This window comes from Alteromonas sp. 4NS20-0143 (genome assembly GCF_057542855.1).
In genome coordinates this window covers 631,945-652,499 of record NZ_BAAJLR010000002.1, presented here as the reverse complement: position 1 = coordinate 652,499, position 20,555 = coordinate 631,945, and the positions used below count along the sequence as shown (strand labels likewise).

At 43.9% G+C, this 20,555-nt stretch carries 20 protein-coding genes; 13 read left to right on the top strand and 7 right to left on the bottom strand.

The features are described 5' to 3' along the window. Positions 1-383 precede the first annotated feature (383 nt). The 7 genes from mlaF to murA all read left to right on the top strand — a co-directional run bounded on the left by mlaF (position 384) and on the right by murA (position 5,066). On the top strand, positions 384-1,184 hold the full coding sequence (gene mlaF, locus AC27HD_RS06555) for a phospholipid ABC transporter ATP-binding protein MlaF (RefSeq protein ID WP_032096772.1): 801 nt from the start codon (positions 384-386) through the stop codon (positions 1,182-1,184). After that, the gene (gene mlaE / locus AC27HD_RS06550) at positions 1,181-1,957 is read left to right on the top strand and encodes a lipid asymmetry maintenance ABC transporter permease subunit MlaE (protein ID WP_032096343.1); all 777 of its coding nucleotides are present in this window, start codon (positions 1,181-1,183) and stop codon (positions 1,955-1,957) included. The genes mlaF and mlaE overlap by 4 nt, the downstream gene beginning before the upstream one ends. A gap of 8 nt (positions 1,958-1,965) precedes the next feature. After that, the gene (gene mlaD / locus AC27HD_RS06545) at positions 1,966-2,436 is read left to right on the top strand and encodes an outer membrane lipid asymmetry maintenance protein MlaD (RefSeq protein ID WP_032096344.1); all 471 of its coding nucleotides are present in this window, start codon (positions 1,966-1,968) and stop codon (positions 2,434-2,436) included. A gap of 124 nt (positions 2,437-2,560) precedes the next feature. Continuing rightward, positions 2,561-3,199, top strand: coding sequence for an MlaC/ttg2D family ABC transporter substrate-binding protein (locus AC27HD_RS06540; protein WP_442853185.1), 639 nt, complete (start codon positions 2,561-2,563; stop codon positions 3,197-3,199). Further along, the gene (locus AC27HD_RS06535; protein ID WP_032096346.1) at positions 3,196-3,504 is read left to right on the top strand and encodes an STAS domain-containing protein; all 309 of its coding nucleotides are present in this window, start codon (positions 3,196-3,198) and stop codon (positions 3,502-3,504) included. The genes AC27HD_RS06540 and AC27HD_RS06535 overlap by 4 nt, the downstream gene beginning before the upstream one ends. Positions 3,505-3,533: 29 nt before the next feature. Next, positions 3,534-3,791, top strand: a complete 258-nt coding sequence (locus tag AC27HD_RS06530) for a BolA family protein (protein WP_032096347.1) — start codon at positions 3,534-3,536, stop codon at positions 3,789-3,791. Positions 3,792-3,803: 12 nt separating this feature from the next. Beyond that, on the top strand, positions 3,804-5,066 hold the full coding sequence (murA, locus tag AC27HD_RS06525; protein WP_032096348.1) for a UDP-N-acetylglucosamine 1-carboxyvinyltransferase: 1,263 nt from the start codon (positions 3,804-3,806) through the stop codon (positions 5,064-5,066). 164 nt (positions 5,067-5,230) lie between these two features. Here murA and AC27HD_RS06520 read toward each other — a convergent pair whose 3' ends face one another. The 3 genes from AC27HD_RS06520 to AC27HD_RS06510 all read right to left on the bottom strand — a co-directional run bounded on the left by AC27HD_RS06520 (position 5,231) and on the right by AC27HD_RS06510 (position 8,532). Continuing rightward, positions 5,231-6,310, bottom strand: a complete 1,080-nt coding sequence (locus AC27HD_RS06520) for a trypsin-like peptidase domain-containing protein (protein ID WP_032096349.1) — start codon at positions 6,308-6,310, stop codon at positions 5,231-5,233. A gap of 334 nt (positions 6,311-6,644) precedes the next feature. After that, positions 6,645-8,012, bottom strand: a complete 1,368-nt coding sequence (locus AC27HD_RS06515) for a DegQ family serine endoprotease (protein ID WP_442853181.1) — start codon at positions 8,010-8,012, stop codon at positions 6,645-6,647. Positions 8,013-8,094: 82 nt separating this feature from the next. Then, on the bottom strand, positions 8,095-8,532 hold the full coding sequence (locus tag AC27HD_RS06510; RefSeq protein WP_032096350.1) for a ZapG family protein: 438 nt from the start codon (positions 8,530-8,532) through the stop codon (positions 8,095-8,097). A gap of 264 nt (positions 8,533-8,796) precedes the next feature. On the opposite strand from AC27HD_RS06510, the gene zapE reads away from it, so the two are divergent. From zapE to AC27HD_RS06495, 3 genes are all read left to right on the top strand, one after another. Further along, positions 8,797-9,894: a cell division protein ZapE gene (gene zapE / locus AC27HD_RS06505; protein ID WP_487104709.1), complete on the top strand. Its 1,098-nt coding sequence runs from the start codon at positions 8,797-8,799 to the stop codon at positions 9,892-9,894. A 199-nt stretch (positions 9,895-10,093) separates the two neighbouring features. Then, a complete protein-coding gene (locus tag AC27HD_RS06500; RefSeq protein WP_032096351.1) occupies positions 10,094-10,816 on the top strand; it encodes a YebC/PmpR family DNA-binding transcriptional regulator in 723 nt (240 codons plus the stop codon). Between the two features lie 305 nt (positions 10,817-11,121). Further along, on the top strand, positions 11,122-13,215 hold the full coding sequence (locus AC27HD_RS06495) for an EAL domain-containing protein (protein WP_487104551.1): 2,094 nt from the start codon (positions 11,122-11,124) through the stop codon (positions 13,213-13,215). 11 nt (positions 13,216-13,226) lie between these two features. Here the strand turns inward: AC27HD_RS06495 and AC27HD_RS06490 are convergent, their stop codons facing one another. Together AC27HD_RS06490 and AC27HD_RS06485 are read right to left on the bottom strand one after the other, a co-directional pair. Beyond that, positions 13,227-13,646 (bottom strand): hypothetical protein, encoded by a 420-nt coding sequence (locus tag AC27HD_RS06490; protein ID WP_032096353.1) that lies wholly within the window; start codon positions 13,644-13,646, stop codon positions 13,227-13,229. Continuing rightward, complete coding sequence (locus tag AC27HD_RS06485; protein WP_032096775.1) at positions 13,646-14,848, bottom strand: porin family protein; 1,203 nt, start codon at positions 14,846-14,848, stop codon at positions 13,646-13,648. Before AC27HD_RS06485 ends, AC27HD_RS06490 begins: the two co-directional genes overlap by 1 nt. A 442-nt stretch (positions 14,849-15,290) precedes the next feature. Here AC27HD_RS06485 and AC27HD_RS06480 point away from each other — a divergent pair, with 442 nt between their 5' ends. Next, the gene (locus AC27HD_RS06480) at positions 15,291-15,587 is read left to right on the top strand and encodes a hypothetical protein (RefSeq protein WP_032096354.1); all 297 of its coding nucleotides are present in this window, start codon (positions 15,291-15,293) and stop codon (positions 15,585-15,587) included. 53 nt (positions 15,588-15,640) lie between these two features. Here the strand turns inward: AC27HD_RS06480 and AC27HD_RS06475 are convergent, their stop codons facing one another. Further along, the gene (locus AC27HD_RS06475) at positions 15,641-15,958 is read right to left on the bottom strand and encodes a DMT family transporter (RefSeq protein WP_032096355.1); all 318 of its coding nucleotides are present in this window, start codon (positions 15,956-15,958) and stop codon (positions 15,641-15,643) included. 332 nt (positions 15,959-16,290) lie between these two features. On the opposite strand from AC27HD_RS06475, the gene AC27HD_RS06470 reads away from it, so the two are divergent. Next, positions 16,291-17,064, top strand: a complete 774-nt coding sequence (locus AC27HD_RS06470) for a haloacid dehalogenase type II (protein ID WP_487104548.1) — start codon at positions 16,291-16,293, stop codon at positions 17,062-17,064. Between the two features lie 237 nt (positions 17,065-17,301). Next, the gene (locus AC27HD_RS06465) at positions 17,302-19,092 is read left to right on the top strand and encodes a diguanylate cyclase (RefSeq protein WP_487104546.1); all 1,791 of its coding nucleotides are present in this window, start codon (positions 17,302-17,304) and stop codon (positions 19,090-19,092) included. A gap of 143 nt (positions 19,093-19,235) precedes the next feature. On the opposite strand, the gene AC27HD_RS06460 is transcribed toward AC27HD_RS06465, so the two are convergent. Next, positions 19,236-20,264, bottom strand: a complete 1,029-nt coding sequence (locus AC27HD_RS06460) for a branched-chain amino acid aminotransferase (protein ID WP_268746554.1) — start codon at positions 20,262-20,264, stop codon at positions 19,236-19,238. Positions 20,265-20,555 lie beyond the last annotated feature (291 nt).

Below are 20,555 nucleotides of genomic sequence, written 5' to 3'. Positions count from 1 at the left end.
CCTGTATTTAAATGTCTATTTCGTAAGATTGTCGCAAAAACGGTGCCCTTTGCCTATGCTGCTAGGCTTTTATTTTTCATTATCGAGCTGAATTGTACGAAAAAGAACGCTTGTTCAGGTTTCGTTAATGAGATTCAGCTTATGTTATGAATCATTCGTCTTCATCGAACATAACTTGTAACTTTTTGACTTTGGCGAGTGATTCAAAAAAGCGTACAATGCTGAAAAATTTAAACTTACCGCTCATATCGGGGTCAGTTACTGTTCGAAGGCATGAATTTTGTATTGCTTTTGGACAATTTAAATCTAATTTGCACAACGCGTTTTGCATACTGCGCGTATTCATGCAGCGATGTCTAGTCGAGGGCCGACAACAAAACACTATGGAACATTTAGTTGAGATAGATAATTTAACCTTTAGTCGGGGCGACCGCGTTATTTACGACGGCATAACGCTTAACGTACCAAAGGGAAAGATCACTGCAGTTATGGGGCCTAGCGGGATTGGTAAAACCACCCTGTTGCGCTTAATCGGCGGGCAGTTGATTCCAGACGAGGGCGATATTCTTTTTGATAAAGAATCTATCGTGTCGATGTCTCGCAAGGCACTTTACAAAGCACGGCGTAAAATGAGCATGTTGTTTCAAAGCGGCGCGCTGTTTACTGACATGACCGTGTTCGACAATGTCGCTTTTCCACTTAAAGAGCATACCAACTTAGCTGATGACGTCATTGCTACCATTGTCGCATTAAAGCTACAGGCAGTGGGCCTTCGTGGCGCTGCCGATTTAATGCCAAGCGAATTGTCTGGAGGCATGGCAAGGCGTGCTGCGTTAGCACGGGCCATCGCGTTAGACCCCGACCTTATTATGTACGACGAGCCCTTCGCAGGCCAAGATCCTATTTCTATGGGCGTACTAGTAAAGCTAATTCGCGAACTCAACGATGCCCTAAACTTGACTAGCATTGTGGTAACCCACGATGTGAAAGAGGTACTGACTATTGCCGATTATATTTATATTTTGGCTGACAAGCGAGTAATTGGGGAAGGAACCGCTCAACAAATAAGAGACAGCGATTCCGAACTGGTACAGCAGTTTTTGAACGGAAAAGCCGATGGGCCTGTTCCTTTTCATTATCCTGCGCCAGAGCTAGAAAAGAGTTTCTTAGGAGAGCGTAAATGAGGTTCTTGCAGTCTTTAGGCGCTTCTACTATTTCAAAATTGACCGCTATCGGGCGGGCGACATTAATGCTTTTCGGTGCGTTAGTGGCTGTGCCTCGGGTAAAAAATATTCCTCTGGTGATACAGCAGCTCTACGTGGTGGGCGTGCAATCTTTGCTTATCATTATGGTGTCGGGTTTGTTCATCGGCATGGTAATGGCTTTACAAGGTTACACCATCTTAGTGGACTACGGCGCTGAGGGAAGCCTCGGGCCCATGGTAGCGTTGTCCCTGTTGCGAGAGCTTGGTCCCGTAGTAACGGCCTTGCTGTTTGCCGGGCGCGCAGGTTCTGCGTTAACCGCAGAAATTGGGTTAATGAAAGCCACTGAGCAGCTAAGCAGCCTCGAAATGATGGCGGTAGACCCCTTGCGCAGAATAGTCGCTCCGCGATTTTGGGCGGGCATGCTCGCTATGCCAATGTTAGCCGTCATTTTCAGTGCTATTGGTATTTTGGGCGGACACTTAGTGGGTGTTGATTGGCTAGGCGTAGATTCAGGCAGCTACTGGTCTATCATGCAGTCCACAGTAGATTGGAACCAAGACGTTATTAACGGCGTAATAAAGAGTGTCGTGTTCGCCTTGGTGGTGACGTGGATTGCCATATTTAAAGGTTACGATTCTATTCCTACATCGGAAGGGATCAGCAAGGCGACTACTGAAACAGTGGTCTATTCATCATTAGCAGTATTGGGGCTGGATTTCGTGCTAACCGCCCTCATGTTTGGTATCGAGTAGAGGATAGAATGAACAAGTATAAAACGGAAGTCATGGTGGGGTTCTTCGTTGCCCTTACTATTAGCGCATTACTGTTGTTGGCACTGAAAGTTGCCGAGCAGTCTGTTGCCACTGAAGGCGACAGCTATACCCTTTACGCAAAATTCGACAACATTGGTGGCTTAAAAGCACGTTCTGCGGTGAAAGTGGGCGGTGTTACAGTGGGAAGAGTTTCTTCCATTACGCTAGATAAAGACGATTTCACCCCAATAGTAGAGTTGTCCATCCTTAAGCAGTACAACGGCTTTCCTGAGACAAGTTCAGTATCAATATTGACGTCTGGTTTACTTGGCGAGCAATACGTTGGTTTCCAGCCGGGGTTTTCGTTTGATGGCGTGGCAGATTTACAAGACGGTGATTATTTACAAGACACCAAATCAGCATTAGTGCTTGAAGACCTCATCGGCCAGTTCTTATTCAATCGCGGTAGCGACGAATAGAGTAGAAAATTATTAAAAATTTATCAGGAGCGCGGGTGAAACTTATTAAGCATCAGTCCGGTCTGCTGTATAGCATGTTTTTGTTAGGAGAATTACGTTGAAAAAATTAATCGCCATATTAGGTATGGTTGTGTTGTCGTTATCAAGCGCCGTCAGTGCACAAGAGGTAGACGAGCAAAATCCCTATAAATTAGTTCATGGTGTAGCTAACACTACCTTCGAGCGGATTAAGGCCAATCAGTCTGAAATACAAGCTGACCCTGAAATGTTGCGCACAATTATGCAAGAAGAATTGGTGCCTCATATCGACTATAAGTTTGCTGCATTTATGGTGTTGGGCAAACATTTTAAGTCAGTGCCTAAAGAAAAAATGGGCGAATACATCAGCGTATTCCGTCAGTATCTTGTCACTACCTACGCGGTAGCAATGGGATATTATGATAACCAAGAAGTGATTTTTGAGCCTGAGTCAGACTTCTCTAAAGAAAAGTCAGTCACGGTGCGTGCTGTGGTAAAAGATCCTAACCGTCCAGATATCAAAATTGCGTTTAAAGTGCGCAGAGATAGTAAAACCAATGAGTGGAAAGCTTACGATATGGTTGCTGAAGGTATCAGCATGCTGAACAGCAAGCGCAGCGAGTTTGAGTCTATCCTACGTACAGACGGTATTGACGCGGTTATCTCGCTAATGCGTGAAAAAATTGGCAAGCCAGTAGAACTCAATGCCGGTGAATCTATCGAAATTGACGGAGAGTCTGTGTGAGCCTTTTCGACGTTGGCGGAAACGGAGATATTGTTGTTCACGGTAACTTAGACCGTGAAACCCTGTCTACGAACCTTTGGCAGCGTCTCAGTTCACAGCAGCAAAGTACCTTAAAAAGTTTGGGTACCTGTAACGTTGACTTGAGCGATGTGGAACGAGTGGATAGTGCCGGATTGGCTTGGCTAATAAATGCCGTTAGGGATACGAACCAAAACGGTGTTAGCATGGTCATACAGCATATGCCTGAAAAACTACACAAGCTTGCGAAAATAAGCAATGTGGATGGTTTTTTGCCGGTTAAATAACGCCAATTTTTAAGATAAAGAAGTACATTATGGAATTGTCAGAAATCGAAAGCATTTTGAAGGATGCATTAGACCTTCACGAAGTTCACGTAAAAGCCGAAGGCTCTCATTTTAATATCATTGCCGTTAGTGATGCCTTTAACGAAATGAGCCGTGTTAAGCGCCAACAAGCTGTTTATGCGCCGCTTGCCGATAAAATCGCAGATGGCTCAATGCATGCGATTTCAATCAAAACTTTTTCAGTGAAAGACTGGGAGCGCGAGCGCCAGTTCAATATTCCTCAGTAATAGGCGCTTTTCGTGGATAAACTTGTTATTAAAAAGAGTCCTGCACTTAATGGAACAGTGCGAATTTCTGGTGCTAAAAATGCGGCTCTGCCGCTACTGATGACCAGTTTGCTGACAGACTCTCCTTGTCGTTACACCAACGTACCTCGCCTGAGAGATATTAATACAACAACGGCATTACTGCGCGAGCTTGGTGTTGAAGTAGCTCAGCCATCTCCTAACGACGTGTTAATCGATGCTAGCACGCTTGAGAGTGTGACGGCGTCCTACGACCTTGTTCGAACCATGCGTGCCTCCATTTTAGTGCTTGGGCCTTTGCTTGCTAAGCAAGGCAAGGCAAACGTGTCTTTGCCCGGTGGATGTGCCATTGGTGCTCGCCCGGTGAATCTCCATCTCACTGGCCTTGAGAAAATGGGCGCTATCATTGAGGTAGAAGAAGGCTATATTCGTGCCCATGTAGACGGTCGTTTAAAAGGTGCCCGTATCTTTATGGATATGGTCAGCGTAGGCGCAACTGAAAACCTGCTTATGGCAGCAGCACTGGCAGACGGTACCTCTATATTAGAAAATGCTGCAAGAGAACCTGAAATTGTTGACCTTGCTAACTGTCTCATTCAAATGGGCGCTAACATCAAAGGCGCAGGGACTGACAAAATTACCGTTGAAGGCGTAGAAACCCTAAATGGTTGTGATTATGCCGTGCTTCCAGATCGCATTGAAACAGGTACGTTCTTAGTGGCAGCAGCAGCGACAGGCGGTAAAGTGCGCTGTACGCATGCGGCCCCAGATACTCTCGATGCCGTTATTGACAAGCTTGAACAAGCTGGTGCCCACATTACTGTTGGTGAGGATTGGATAGAGCTTGATATGAAGGGCCAAAAGCCAAAAGCGGTTAGAGTGAAAACTGCGCCTCATCCTGCATTTCCAACAGATATGCAGGCGCAATTTGTTACGCTTAACTGCGTTGCCGAGGGCACGGGTGTTATTACAGAAACCATTTTTGAAAATCGCTTTATGCACGTGCCTGAGTTGCAGCGTATGGGTGCTGAAATAGCGCTTGAAGCGAACTCTGCGGTATCTAAAGGAAGCTCAGTACTGAAAGGGGCGCCAGTAATGGCCACCGACTTACGAGCGTCAGCAAGTTTAGTGATTGCCGGACTTATTGCAGAGGGTGAGACTCACGTTAATCGTATCTACCACCTAGATAGAGGCTATGAAGCCATAGAAGAAAAGCTGGGCGGCCTTGGCGCTATCATTGAACGCGTAAAGGAATAGAGAATAAAGGAATAAAGAGTAAAGAAATAGAACACAGCTATTTCTCTGCGAAACAGACATAAAAAAAGCGCCTAAGGCGCTTTTTTTATGTCTGTTTCTTTCTTATGTTTACCTTGCTTAAAAGCTTGCTACGATTTAGCGAATACTATCTACTGGCTCAGACTTTACTGACCAGTACGAAGTTCAGCCACGGTAGCAGTTAATATCATCGATTTTTCATTGCGACTAATTTCAATCTCAAGCTTGGTGCCAGGCTCTGTCTCAGCAATCATATCCAGAGTTTTTGATGCACTTTCTGCTCTTACGCCGTCAATAGACAGAATAATATCTCCGGGTTGTAATCCTGCGGTATCAGCAGGGCTGCCCTTAGCGACAGCGGTCACATCAATACCCAGTATGCCAGCTAAGTTACGTCTTTCGCTGCCTATAAAGCCAAGCTGCCCGCGAATAACCCTGCCGTTACTAATAATTTCATCCATTACCCGCTTTGCCAATTCATAAGGAACTGCAAAGTTAATCCCATCAACGTTTCGTACTCTATTTCGTGAGTCTCTTACTTGAAAGTTAGCATTGGTTATTCCTAGCAAAATACCGTTACTGTCAACAAGTGCGCCTCCAGAATTACCCTGGTTTAAAACGGCGTCGGTTTGAATGAAGTCGACATAGTTCGATAGCCCGTTGCGACCAGCACGACTCACAATGCCTTGTGTAATAGTTTGACCAAGATCGAAAGGATTACCGATAGCCATTACCACATCGCCAACGTGTGTATCGGGTTCGGCAACTTGCGGAATAATATTAAGACTCTCTGCGGTAACTTTTAATACCGCAAGGTCGGTAAGCGGGTCGTTACCCACTATCTGCGCTTCTAGTACTCGCCCATCTTGCACGGCTACATAAATACTGTCTGCATTTTCCACTACGTGATGGCAGGTAAGAATATAGCCGTTTTCAGTCATTATCACACCAGAGCCCAAGCTTGCTCGCTCACGAGGTTGATTTCTAAATAGGCCTGCATCGGTTTCGATGCTAACACTATAAATATTAACCACAGCTGGCGCTGAACGACTGAGTGATGCGAAGTAGCTCTCTCTACTTGCACTCACCGACGGCTCTGTAAATAGGCCGTTTGTAAAGCCATTACCCTGACGTAAGTCGGGCAAGAATAAGAGTAGAAGCGCTGCTACCGCGGCGCCAAGAACAACAGATTTAATGAAAAAACGAATAATTGAGCGGCTTGTCACTGATCACACTTTTTTGTTAGTTAGCACGGTGTTCTCTTATCGTTAGCGTATTTGTAGTTATGGGTTAATTGTCAAAAACAATTTTCCACTCACTCAATGTCACACCGATACGAGAAACAGCTATTTATTATAACTCGTGAAATGAGGATATCATTTTATTTACTAAACTACTCTAACCCAGATTATTTTTTATAGGCCTTTGAGAAGAGGGGGAATGAAAGAAATAATAGAAACGAAAACAGCGCCCTGAGGCGCTGCTTTAATTTATCGATGTTCATTTCATCAAAGTGAATTTTTCAAATCACAGTACATCTCACAGTACATAGAGAGGTGCTTATTGGCGAATTACCAAATACAGGGTTGAATTACCACGTTTCACATTAAGTGCTATTACCCCTTTTGCTTCGTCTAGGGCATTGCGGAAATCCGCTACACTCGCCACGCGAACGCGGTTAACACCAATGATGACGTCATCAGATTGTAAGCCAATGCGAGCAGCAGGTGCGCCTCGTTCAATGTCAGAAACAATAACACCGGCATTTCCAGCACCATCGCTACCGTTTGTCAGCGTCGCACCCTCTAATGCAGGATGAATTTGCGCTGCGGTGACTGTTTGTTCTGTAGCGTCGTCTAAGGTTACGTCAACACTCATCTCATCGCCTTTGCGCATTACGGTTAGTTCGACTTCTGCGCCTGCGCCCATGCTTGCGATTTTCGCACGTAGTTCTTGGAACGTGCTTATCTTCCTACCATTAATTGCAGTGATGATGTCGCCTGCCTGAAGTCCAGCATCTTCTGCTGCCGATTCTGGCTGTACTTCATTAACAAAAGCACCAAGGTTAATCTCGGTATTCATGGCTTCAGCAAGACCAGCGTCAATATCGCTACCTAATATGCCAAGTAGACCGCGACGAACTTCGCCGTACTCTGCAATTTGATCCACTAAGTTTTTCATCATGTTGGCAGGAATGGCAAAGCCAATGCCTACATTGCCACCATTAGGGCCGAATATAGCAGTGTTAATACCCACGAGTTCTCCATGAAGGTTGACTAACGCACCCCCAGAGTTACCGCGGTTAATCGCTGCATCGGTTTGAATAAAGTCTTCGTAGCCGCCAATGTTTAAACCAGAGCGTCCCAGCGCGCTTACAATACCCGAGGTTACAGTTTGAGATAGCCCAAATGGATTACCGATGGCAACAACAAAATCGCCCACTCTAGCGGCATCAGAGTCAGCTAAGGGCAGTGCTTTTAAATTGTCAGGATCGATTTTAAGAAGTGCTATATCGCTTTGCTCGTCGGCGCCAAGCTTCTTGGCGGTAAACTCTCTACCGTCTGTTAACTTAACCGTAATTTCGTCTGCGTTATCAACAACGTGATTATTCGTTACTACGTAGCCTTTATCAGCGTCGATAATGACGCCCGAGCCGAGCCCTTTAAAAGGACGTTCTTGTGCTTGTTCTTGCGGTGCGCCAAAAAAGTAGCGGAACATTTCAGGCACGCGTTGACGAGATGTTTGCGTTCCCTCAACGGCAATACTTACAACAGCAGGCGTGGCCTCTTCGAGCATGGGGGCTAAAGAGGGCACTTCTGCTTTTTTATCAGAAAAGAAAGGCAACGCCGCTTGCGTAGTAGCGGTAAAGCCTAATGAACTTACAACAACGGCTGACGCCAAAACACAATGGCGGAAAGACATTTTCATGTTCGCTTACACTCCTTAATGTTATATGCAATAAAGCATGGTCTCACTAAAAGAGTCTGTGGCCTTTCAAAAGTTCCCGATGTTACTGTTTTTCTGCGGTATTCTCACCAGAACCGCCGACGAACAGCCCAGAACCTGAATTTGCAAAGTCTTTCGGTTGAGTGTCTGAAACACGTTTAACCTTAGACCCATCAGACCCTTTTAAGTTATTACGTAAATAGGTTGTTGCTTGCTCCCCATAAAAAGGGACCTTGCTATCATTATCATCACCGCTTTGATCAAGCAGCGTTTCATATTCTTCAAGTTGTTGCTTTAACACATCGCACTGGCCTTCGATACTTTCAAGGCTTTGACGCGTTTGATGTATATGGTGTTGCGCTTGCTGTGCAAGGATCTCTTTTACTTGCTTCTCTGTTTGTGCAGCATTACCTGCTCCTTTTTTCGACTGAGCAAAACGACCGACAAAAAAGCCGATAATTAAGCCGACGACTAACAACGCAAGAGATACTAACAATTCCATTATATTCTCCGAATCAATCTACATCCCACAGCACAACCATTGATACGTGGGTTTTGCTGCTTTCGACCAAACCTTGAATATAGCAAGGTCGAAGGTGAAAAGCGCATTGTTCGTAAACATTAATTCTGATGGTTACGAGATAGCGCACTGTGAACGAGTGATTCTACCGTGATTTTCATTAAAATTAAGGTCATAATTAAGAAATTCAAGCAGGTCGGTGCAGCGTGCACCACTATTGACATTCGTACGGAGTGGTTTTTGGCGATGACGCCCTGGGAAAAATATCAACAAGATCTCGAATTAGCCGATTTTCATTACGACGCAGCGCAAGAAACTGCCGTGAAAGAGCTTCAACGTTTATACGATGAACTTACTCAACCACAAAGCAAAGCGAACTGGCGAAGCAAGTTAAAAGCAGCCTTTGGTAAAGAGGATACTCAGACAGACATTAAAGGTATCTATTTTTACGGCGGCGTAGGGCGGGGTAAAACCTACCTTGTTGACACCTTTTTTGATTGCTTACCCTTTGATCGTAAAATGCGTGTGCATTTCCACCGCTTTATGCATCGAATTCACGACGAGTTAAAATTGCTGAAAAATGCGCAAGACCCGCTTAAAACGATTGCGCTTAAAATTGCTAAAGAAGCGCGGGTTATATGTTTTGATGAGTTTTTTGTGTCAGACATTACTGATGCCATGATACTCGGTACATTAATGGAAGAGTTGTTTGGTCACGGTATTGTGCTGGTGGCAACCTCTAACATCATTCCTAACGAGCTTTACAAAAACGGGCTTCAGCGGGCACGTTTTTTACCTGCAATAGACTTACTTAACCAAAACACTAACGTAGTGAATGTAGACAGCGGTATCGATTATCGATTGAGAACCCTTGAACAAGCTGAGATTTATCATTATCCACTCGATGCTCAAGCAACGGAAAATCTGAATAATTACTTTACCCAACTTGCACCAGAAGCAGGTACACAAAACGAAGATATAGATGTCAATCATCGTCAAATTCCCACAATGAGAAACGCCGATGGCGTACTCATGATTGAGTTTGGCAGTTTATGTAAAGGGCCGCGAAGCCAAAGCGACTACATAGAGCTTAGCCGCTGTTATCACTCAGTATTGTTAGCTAACGTTGAACAAATGGGTCGGGGAACTGATGATGTGGCAAGGCGATTTATTGCTATGGTTGATGAATTTTATGAGCGAAACGTTAAGTTAATTATTTCAGCACAGGTTGCGTTAGAAGAACTCTACACTGAAGGCCTGCTAAGCTTCGAGTTTAGACGTTGCTTAAGTAGGCTGAAAGAAATGCAATCTCATGAATACCTAGCTACCGAGCACCTTCCATAGTGCAAACTGGATAAAGTAAAACGCTATAAACACTGTATTGTTGTGCATAAACTAGGTAGAATTTTACAATATTTTTCTGCGTTTCGCGTGTCGAAGCGACACGTATTGCTAACCAATTTAGTGTATTGGTGAAGACAGACGCAGCAACCCGATAAAATACGCAAAGTTGCACTAAAATTGCGAGGAAGAGAATCTTAAGATGGGAAGAGCATTCGAAGTAAGAAAAAACGCCATGGCAAAAACAGCTGGCGCGAAAACCAAGGTCTACTCTAAATACGGTAAAGAAATTTACGTGTGCGCCAAAAATGGCGGTGCCGATCCAGACACGAACCTATCGCTGCGTCGCTTGATGGAAAAAGCTAAAAAAGACCAAGTGCCGGGCCACGTTATAGACAAGGCAATAGACAAAGCAGCCGGTGGCGTTGGTGAAGATTTTCAGCCCATGCGTTATGAAGGTTTCGGGCCTGGTAACTGTATGGTTATCGTCGATTGCTTGTCTGATAACGCTAACCGTACTATCACTGAGGTGCGTAACTGCTTTACTAAAACCAATGCAAAACTTGGTGCGCAAGGTGCGGTTTCTCACATGTTTGACCACCAAGCTGTGTTTCAGTTTGAAGGTGATGACGAGGACGCTATTTTAGAAGTGTTGATGGAAGCCGATGTTGATGTGACCGACGTTGAAGTAGACGATGGCAAGGTAACGGTATACGCGCCACATACTGAGTTCTACCAGGTTAAAACTGCGCTTACAGAAGCGTACCCAGATATCAATTTCTTAGCCGATGAAATGAGCTGGATGCCTCAAACAGAAACGGAAATCAGCGAAGATGATATGCCAATGTTTGAAAAGTTCATGGACATGCTTAACGATTGTGATGACGTTCAAGACGTTTATCACAACGCAATAACACCTAATTAATTAAAAGCAGTCGATTAGACTACCAAAGCCCACTTTTTAGTGGGCTTTTTTGTGCTTCAAGAATAACTACCTCACAGCTCGTGAGCTCAACTATACTTGCGCAAACAAGGGAAGCATCTAAAGTATAATTAGTGTTCACTTTACGTTTTGCTACTATTCGCCCCGTTTTGTCGGGATGAGATTTACCGCGCTGTTTTTGGTCTTAATACAAAGCGTTAAAACAAAAAATATACAAAATGATTTTTCGACAGCGTCTGCCAATGATGTTCAGCTGTTAATGAGTTGGAAATAAATAGAGAGTACCTTTGAAAAGTCTTCGTTTTGAAATTTCTTTTACTACCATTACATCGATAGCGGTTGTGAGCACGCTCATTATCAGCCTGTCGATTTATGTGTATGAAAAGCTATATATCGAGTTTATAGCAACAGAAGTTGAAGCGATTGCACAAAATATGGCGATTGATTTGCTTGATTATATCGACGAGCCTGCAGGCCAATTTAATCAAACCCAAATCTTGCTTAGACTGGAAGAGTATGAGTACGTTGAAACAGCCAACTTGTATGATGATGAAAACAACCTGCTAAATAGCTATGTGGGTGCCGCAGGGTTATCGGTTGCTAAAAACAGTCGCGATGAAGCGCTCGCCCAGTCGTCAATGGAATTTGAACGCACCCCAGAAAATGGCGATTACAGCCAACTGTCTTTGGGTATGCATAATCTTGAATCTAAAGTTGTCGTTGTCAAAAATATTGGTGAAATGAGTTTTCCAATGGGTAAGTTAGTTCTCACGTTTAACTTACAAGAGGCGCTTCATGAAAACCGCAAACGGTATGTGATTTTAGTTGCTCCATCGGTTATTGCACTAACACTGTTATCATTATTTATTTCTACACGACTCCATCGTCGTTCCCTACGTCCGTTAGAAAACCTGATAAAAACAATGGATAGCGTAGTGGATGAACAAAGTTATGATGTCACGGTAGAAGAAACGAATAAGTTAGAGACTGCAGCACTGTCCCACGCATTTAACAACATGATGGCTAATATCAAATCTCAGTCACAGATGAATGCACAGAAAAACCTGTTGCTTGAACAGCAACAGTCAAAGCTAGAAACCCTTGCCAATTTTGACGTTTTAACGGGCCTGCCAAACCGACAGTACTTAATGAAAATACTATCCTCGCTGTTAGCGAAAAATGAGCGAGAAAATACCGAATTGTGCCTTATGTTTTTAGACGTTGACGGCTTTAAAAATATCAACGACTCATTTGGTCATGACACCGGAGATAAACTCTTATTACATATTAGCGCTATCATGAGTCACGTCTTGCCAGATAATGCCACCTTGGGAAGGCTTGGCGGAGATGAGTTCCTCGTTATTGTAGACAGCGTGAGCACTCACGGAGATGTGGAGCATATCGCGACAAACCTCATTGATTCGGTAATGAAAGCACACGATGTTAACCGATTGCGGTTAGACTCAAGTCTAAGTATTGGTATTGCTGTAGCGAGTGAATGTCATTACGAGGCGTCCAACTTAATTACCAATGCTGATGTGGCAATGTACCGCGCCAAAAAAGAAGGCAAAGGTCGCCTAGTTTGGTTTAACAGTGCCCTGTTTGAGGATACACAGCGAAAGATGCAGATATCGATGCGTCTTGCTAACGCACTAGAAAATGATAGCTTTTACCTTACCTATCAAACAAAAGTCGGGCCGCAGAAAAATATTGAAGGTGTTGAAGTACTGCTTCGTTGGCATGATGAAGTATTAGGCCACGTTTCTCCTGCTGAATTTATTCCTGTTGCAGAAAAAGCCGACAAAATATCGCTTATTTCGCTATGGGTTATTAATCAAACCTGTAAGGAGTTGCCACAGTTGATAGCGCGGTTTGGTAGTCATATTCGTGTGTCTATTAATTTAAGTCCACACGATCTGAATAATACTGAAGTGACTAGCTATATTTTAAATGGTTTAGACTCCGGAGAGATTTCAGCTCAGCATATTGAGTTTGAAATTACAGAAACTGCTTATATGAATAACTTCGGTGTGGCGAATAGTTTTTTTTTGGCGCTAAAAAAGTACGGTTGCCATTTGTCCCTAGACGACTTTGGCACGGGTTATTCCTCACTTAGCTATCTCACCGAATTTAACATCGATACGCTTAAGATAGATAGGCAGTTTGTCAGTCAAATAGGTCAGTCTGAGCGGTCTGAGAAGATAACCGTTGCTATCATTACTATGGCAAAAAGTCTCAATTTTGCCGTGTGTGCGGAAGGTGTTGAAACCGAAGAGCAGGAAACTTTTCTTCTTGCACACGATTGCGATTTATTACAAGGCTTTCTATATAGCCGGCCCTCTACGCTTAGTCAGTTACAGCAACAGGTTGCGACGAAATAGGCGCTTCTGATCTACCTTGTGGTGTACACCACTTTTAAACCCTCAGGTAGTTGGGTCGACTCAGGCAAATAACCGACACTGCCTTCATTCGCTCTCAAATAGTCTAGCATTTGCTCTGCACTCTCCACTTCTTTAGGAGGCGTCAAACGTCCACTGAATCGCATTTGTGCCCAGTACGCCTGTATGCGAGATTCTGGTAATCCAATAATGCGTGTGTTGAATATCGTTCTGCTTTGCTCACCTGGCGCAATCGACACTGGCGTAAGAGTTAATAACTCGGGAGAAGTCCCGCTCATAAATAAGTCTCTTACTTGAGATTTAGTTAACGTTACGCTGCTCTGGGCAATGTTGGCCACCACCACCACACGCTCAGTTGCAAAGGAGGCTACTGATAGTGTTAAAAGTGCAAAAAGAAGGAGAGCCTGCTTCATCAAAACACCCACTCCAACGCTACTTGATAGAGTGTGGCTTGCCTGTCAAAGTCTTCCTCTCCCGCTTTCACTTCGAAAAATGAGGTATTGCCTTCTTCACCATCAAGAAAGGACACTTCGGCTTTCAATGCCATGTTGGTTTTGAAATCCCAACGCGCGCCGAGTGTTATCGTATCGAGGTTATCAGTTGGAAAGAAAGTGTTTAGCTGCTCTACGGCAAAAAATAGGGTGTCTAGGTCGGGGTTAACCCCAAATGGTATGGTGTTCTCAATGTTATTAACGGACTGGTTTGAAGATGCAAACGTCGCGTGCAATAGCACATTGTCAATGTAGTAGCCTGCCGAGACATAGTAGCTTTCAAGTTCAGCTAGTGTGCCGATATCAGAATTTACGCTCATCCATTCGGCGCTAGCGTACCATTTGAGCCCGTCGTAGCTTGCCCCTAGTAAAAATGAACTCGCACTGTCATTAATAATAAAATTGTCGGCAATATCATTAAACCCAGCGGCTTGTAACCCATTAACAAGAGGAGCCACTCCCTCTATTTGAGCCTTTACTGTTTTTGCTTCTACTGCAGCCGTTCTAAGCTGAAAGCCGCCATAATTAAGCTCTAAAACGCCACCATAAAGCGAATTAACGTTCACGTCTGCGGTAATGCCACTGGTTCTTAATTCGTCGTTGTATTGGCCGAAATACCCTTCAATGTCGTAAGTGAAATTGCCTAATCGCCCTCTATAGCGAGCGTTTCCACCCTCGTACTGAGAAAATAAATAGCTGCTGTAAAGTTGCTGAGGGGCGTTAACCCATGGGTAGGCGAAGCCAACGTCAGTGACGTCTGAATACTTTAAAAAGGGAGTGCGTAAGCGACCAATATTAAATTGAAGAGAATCGGTTGGCGCATAGGTGAGATACAGCCACTCAATGCCAGACTCACGGTCTTCATCGCTGTGAAGCAGCACTTGAACCGATGCCGAAAAATACTGATTTAGCGTGTAATCTGCTTGAAGCCCTAGTAATGACTTTTCTGAAAAACTGACTGAGTCATCGTAGCCCTCATACTCTGCTGAAGACGTATCTAAATAACCGCCTACCGCACGCGCAAATCCGGAGAATTCTATGTCACTGTTGTCTGCAAAAGAAGCAGAGCACCAGCACAGCGCAAGCAGGCTTAAGGCATTATTAAGTAAACTAGTATTTTTCAAAACGTTAACCTGTTGCTGTATCAGTCGAATATGTATTTTATTGAGTAAGCTCAGCCACAAAGCAAAAGCCAAGCAAACACGTTGTTATTTTACATTTTAACGTATGTCGCAACACTAGTGTAATCCACCTGTGGCAGATGTGCTTCATTTATAGCTATTTTTATTGGGTATACCGGGTGTTCACTTTGGCGAGAGGGCGATAATTTGCTGGATTTGCCAAAAGCCTTGGTGTTTTGAAGATATACTCCGAGTGATTGGGGGAGGTAACGCGCTTTTACATAAGGGGAATGCGATATCTGCATATGCATTTGCGTCATATCAAAGCGCCAACAAGCCTCTTTCTCACCTTTGTCAGCGGTAGTCATTACCGTGTGGAATTGAGACAATGACTATCTTATCTACTTTATTCATTTTGGTTGTACTTATATGGCGAACCTAGTTCGTGGCTAACGTTGTAAACAATGCACTACTCTCATCTAAGCGGCTCGCCATTAATGTGGTGACCTATAAAGAAGGTCATCGTGTGTTAGAACACAATGACCCTATGGGAAGTGGGCGCTATTATAAATTCAATGTTGTGTTGGAAAAGCCCGAGAGAGGCGGTGTGTTTCGCGCAGAAAAAGTTATCTTCAACTTATTTAATCGCATTTACTTTTTTCGCCCTGACAAATATTTGCATAGCGTGAGCAAAATAGAAAAAGGCCAGCGTAAATTGTTGTCTATTGCTTTGTATATTTAAAGGTTACGCTTTTGTGTAAGCCAGTTTTAGTAAGCCAGCACAGTGAAAAAGCTCTAGTGAGCGAGTTTAAGTACTATTACGCCGGCAACAATAAGCGCTACGCCGCAGTATCTCGCAATTGATGATGGGTCGCCATAATACATAACGCCTACTAAAAAAGTGCCTGCCGCGCCAATGCCTGTCCACACAGCGTATGCGGTACCAATAGGAATGTGCTTTTGAGCCATCCACAAGCAAAAACCACTGGCAGCCATAAAGCCAACGGCTAACCCAATACCTACCACACGGGTTTCAACCTCCTGTGCTAGCTTAAGTCCCACAGGCCATCCTATTTCTAATAGGCCCGCTACTATCAAATATATCCAGCTCATTTGTCTTTCCTTTTTAACGTGCTGTGTGGGTGCGTAGCCTAGCGTTTAAATATTAAAATTACACTCGATATATCGTACTAGATTGCATCTGAGCGATTCTTTATAAAGGGCAAATTGAAAAGATAAAAACACGCCTATTTCTCTATTTATTTCAACAATGCGTTTAGCTGTGATTTACGCCATGTTGCAATTAACCCGTGATTTTCCCCGGTGTTTCATTTAGTCTAGGAATGGCTTGAACGGTCGTTCAAGTTATTCGTCTTTAACGTAAATACACATTTGCCTTTAGCGTAAATAGACATTCACCTTTAACGTAAATAGACAGAGGTATTATGAGGAATCGCACACTACTATCCCTTTTTAGCGTATTTTGGCTGTTTAATAGCAGCGTATTTGCCAACGATTCAGCAGAGACAACGGCTCAACACACAAAGCCTAAAGTAATTATTTTTGACGTAAACGAAACCTTATTAGACCTTGAAAACATGCGTACCTCAGTGGGCGAGGCGCTCAATGGTCGAGACGATTTACTGCCATTGTGGTTTTCCACTATGTTGCATCATTCTTTAGTGGTGTCAGCGACAGGCGAATACCAATCTTTTGGAAATATCGGTGTTGCAGCGTTAGAAATGGTGGCAGAAAATAATGATATTGTTATTTCACACGATAATGCACGAACCGCCATCGTGACACCGCTGCGCTCTTTGCCGGCGCATCCAGATGTTGTCGAAGGGCTAGCGGCATTAAAAGCACAAGGATATAAGTTAGTAACCTTAACTAATTCATCCCTTGAAGGCGTTAAATTACAGCTAAAGAATGCCAAATTAAGCCAATATTTTGATGCTAACCTCAGCATAGAATCTGTGGGTGTATTTAAACCTCATTTAAAAACCTACCAATGGGCGCTTAATGACTTGGGCGTCGATGCTGGCGACGCGCTTATGGTAGCGGCCCACGGCTGGGATATTGCAGGTGCGAACAAAGCTGGTCTTAAAACCGCCTTTATCCGTCGCCCTGGTAAAGTCCTTTTTCCGTTAGCGGAAAAGCCAAACTACAATGTGTCAGACGTGAATGATTTAGCTCGCATGCTCGCAGCGTTAAAATAGAGAAAATAAAGGGGGTCAGAACCGCATTTTTTTACGCGGTTCTGTCATTTTCTAACGTTTGCACTTTCTAACGTTTAGTTAGGCAAAAGCGACTATAAATAGTTGAAACCTTTATTTCGTCTGTTCAATGGTTAACCTATCTATTATGCTTGCGAGAAGGGGCTATGGCATTAATGCCTCCTCTCAATCCAATAAAAAAACAAGAAGCACTGTCCATAACATGTAACTGGAAGAAAAATGGCGTATCGATTTATTATCGCTCTGTTCCTCATTTTACCGATTAAGTACGGAGTTGCTAATGAAGAGCGTATCGCAACGGTAGAGCAGCAACTTTCTGAGCTTGATGAAAAAAGTGTTGCTACGTTACCTTTGTTGATTGAGCTATCGTCGACTTACTTATACAAAGATCCAAGCTTGGCAGAGCGCTATGCTTCACAAGCTCTGCCTATAAGCGTAGAGAGCAAAGATGACATGAGCCGCTCTGAGGTGTCTCGCCTACTTGGTATGGCAACTATGTATCAAGGTAAAAATGAAGAAGCTCTTACCTATCTGACCCAAGCAATTACCGCCGCACGTAACACGAACAATCCTCATCTACTCTCTGTTTGTAATCGATCTCTTGGTGTTTTTTACGAGTTGACTGTGGATTACGACAATGCCATGAAGTTCTATATAGACGCCCTAAAATTTGCAAAGCGTAGCGAAGATACCGCCGATTTAGCCATGGTTTATGGCAATTTAGGCAACGTACTCAACTCTCAGGGTGATTACGATGAGGCTGCCGATTATTTTAAAAAGGCGAGGGATATCCACAAGCAAGCCAACAACACTGAGATGGTGATGAATATGACCGTTGGTTTGGGTATGTCTTACCTAAAGTCTCGGCAATTAGATAAGGCACAAAATATTTTTGAAAGCGTTCTTGCCAGTGATGATGTTATTGTTGACTTCACCTACAGCGAAGCTAGTGTAAGTTTGGCGCACGTATATCAACAGCGAGGATTGAATAAAAAAGCTATTGATATGTACAAATACGTTATCGAAAATGCTCGCGCAGGCTCTTACCCTCAGGCTTTAGCTTCCGCTTATCTCGGGTTAGGCGATTTGTACCAGTCATTAACTCGGTATGATGATGCGCTGCGTTTGTATCGCCAGGGCATTGTCACCGTTAAGAACAAGACCTCAGTTGAGAGCGAAATAGCGCTGTATGAAAGCTTAGCCATGCTTGAATTAAAGCTAGGAAACTACGAAGAAGCAGCAAAAGTTCAGGCGGAATATATTGACAGGCGAAATGCTATTCAGCCTGTTACTCAGTCGGGTATTATCAAAAAACTCGAAGCTCAGATTAAAAACGAACAAGAGTTGATTAAGCTTCAAGAAAGCCTGTTACAACGAGAGCGTGAGGCTCGTAATTCCTCGTTCTATTTATTTTCTGCTGTAGTTATCTCATTAATATGCGCATTATTGTTCCTCACATTATTATTGCGAAGACAAAAACTACTTAGATTGGAGCATGCCAATGAGGTGTTAATCGATGCCTCAGAAACGGATTATTTAACAGGAATTGGCAATCGTCGTTACCTTGACCGAAAATTTCGAAGTCAACGGGGCATCAATATAGACATGGCCTTTCTGTTACTAGATATCGATTATTTTAAAGCCATAAACGACACTCATGGTCACGATGCTGGTGATAAAGTACTGGTTGCGTTGGCTAATGCAGTGAAAGCGCTATGTCAAAGTGATGATATTTTTGCCCGTATTGGGGGCGAAGAATTTGTCATTATGACTTTCAACAAAAGCGAAGTTGACGCAATGGCGTTTGCTGAACGTTTGAGAGGACACGTGGAGGCGATGATTCCACCCAGTGAATGCCCGCAAGATATAAGCGTTACGGTAAGTATAGGTGTTGCTATCGGAAGTATGAAAGCGGCTCAATACGATGTGCTATATAAACAGGCCGACATAGCATTGTTCCAAGCGAAAACCCATGGTAGAAATCAGGTGAAGCAGTATAATGCGCCCTAGTCCAAAGCGTGCTTTTAATAGTTCGAGCGCACCGTGATAGAGACACTGACAGCACAACAAGCGACATCGCCATGCTGTCAATAGCGGCTCGAGAGGAAATATCTAACGAGCCTAATCAACCGTTCTTAATCAGTAGCCTAGTGTTACGGATTAATTTTTACTAACCAGTTATGCGTATCTTCTGCCTTGCCCCACTGTATATCGTTCAGCGCTTGACGAAGCTTCATAGTAACTGGGCCTGCTTCGCCGTTACCTACTTGATACTCTTTTTCGTTGTGAATAAGCGTGCCCACAGGCGTTAGCACTGCCGCTGTACCAGATAGAGCAGCCTCTGCGCCAGGCTTGGCTGCGCGTTCTAGCAATTCACTCACCGTAAGCTCTCTTTCGCTTACCGTCATGCCATGGTCTTTTGCTAGTTGTAGAACTGTCGCGCGAGTTACACCGTGCAGGAAGCTAGAATCTAGGCCTTTGGTGATGATCTCGTTGCCATCGATAAGTAAGAAGTTTGCCGCGCCAGTTTCCTGTACGTCACCATTTGGACAAAACAGAATTTGATCGGCCTGCACTTCTTCTCTTGCCTTTAGAATAGGCGGTAATGCACTGGCGTAGTTACCACCACTTTTTACCATACCCATGTGCGGCGCACAGCGCATACCCGTTTCGTCTAGTAAAAGACGAAGCGGCTTTAAACCACCGGCAAAATAATCACCAACGGGTGATAAAAGCACGTATAGCATTGATGTGGCCGACGGTGCAGCTGCTTTACCAATAGACGCTTCAGTACCTACATGCGTTGGGCGAATATACATTGAACCAGGAGGCTCTGGAACTTCTGAGCTGTACTTCGATACCACGTCGATAATCATTGCTTCTACTTGCGCTTTATCTATTTCAGGCAAGTTGAGTAAACGACTGCTTTGTGCAAAGCGTTCGATATTTTTGTCCATACGAAAAATGTTAATACTGCCATCTTCGTGCTTAAACGCCTTAAGACCCTCAAAACATGTGCTCGAGTAGTGAAGAACATGCGCGCCAGGATGCATTTGTATGGCGTCTGAACTGACAAACTCAGTCTCAGACCATGCGTCGTTTTCAAAGCGGGTAAGCGCCATTTCAGGCATGAATACGGTACCGAATACGGCCATTAGGGTTTCCTGTTTATGTGTTCTCAAAAATACTGCGGTGAGTTTATCAAAAATTACCCTGTTTGCTAAAAGAATGTGCAAAAGGAAATCATCTTTGTCATGTAAATTGTAAACTTGAGGCCTTTCTCGACACAAAGAAAAGGCCCTATGCTTTTATGATGCTAGGGACTTAAGGTAGTCGCGCTCTTGATACTAGCACTGTTGATGCTCGCACTTTTGGTACTAGGGCTTTTCACTACTACAGCCGAAGGGCACATTGTAGCCTTCGGCTTATTTTCAGTATTGCAGTGTATTTAGGCTGTCTAAAGCATACTAAAG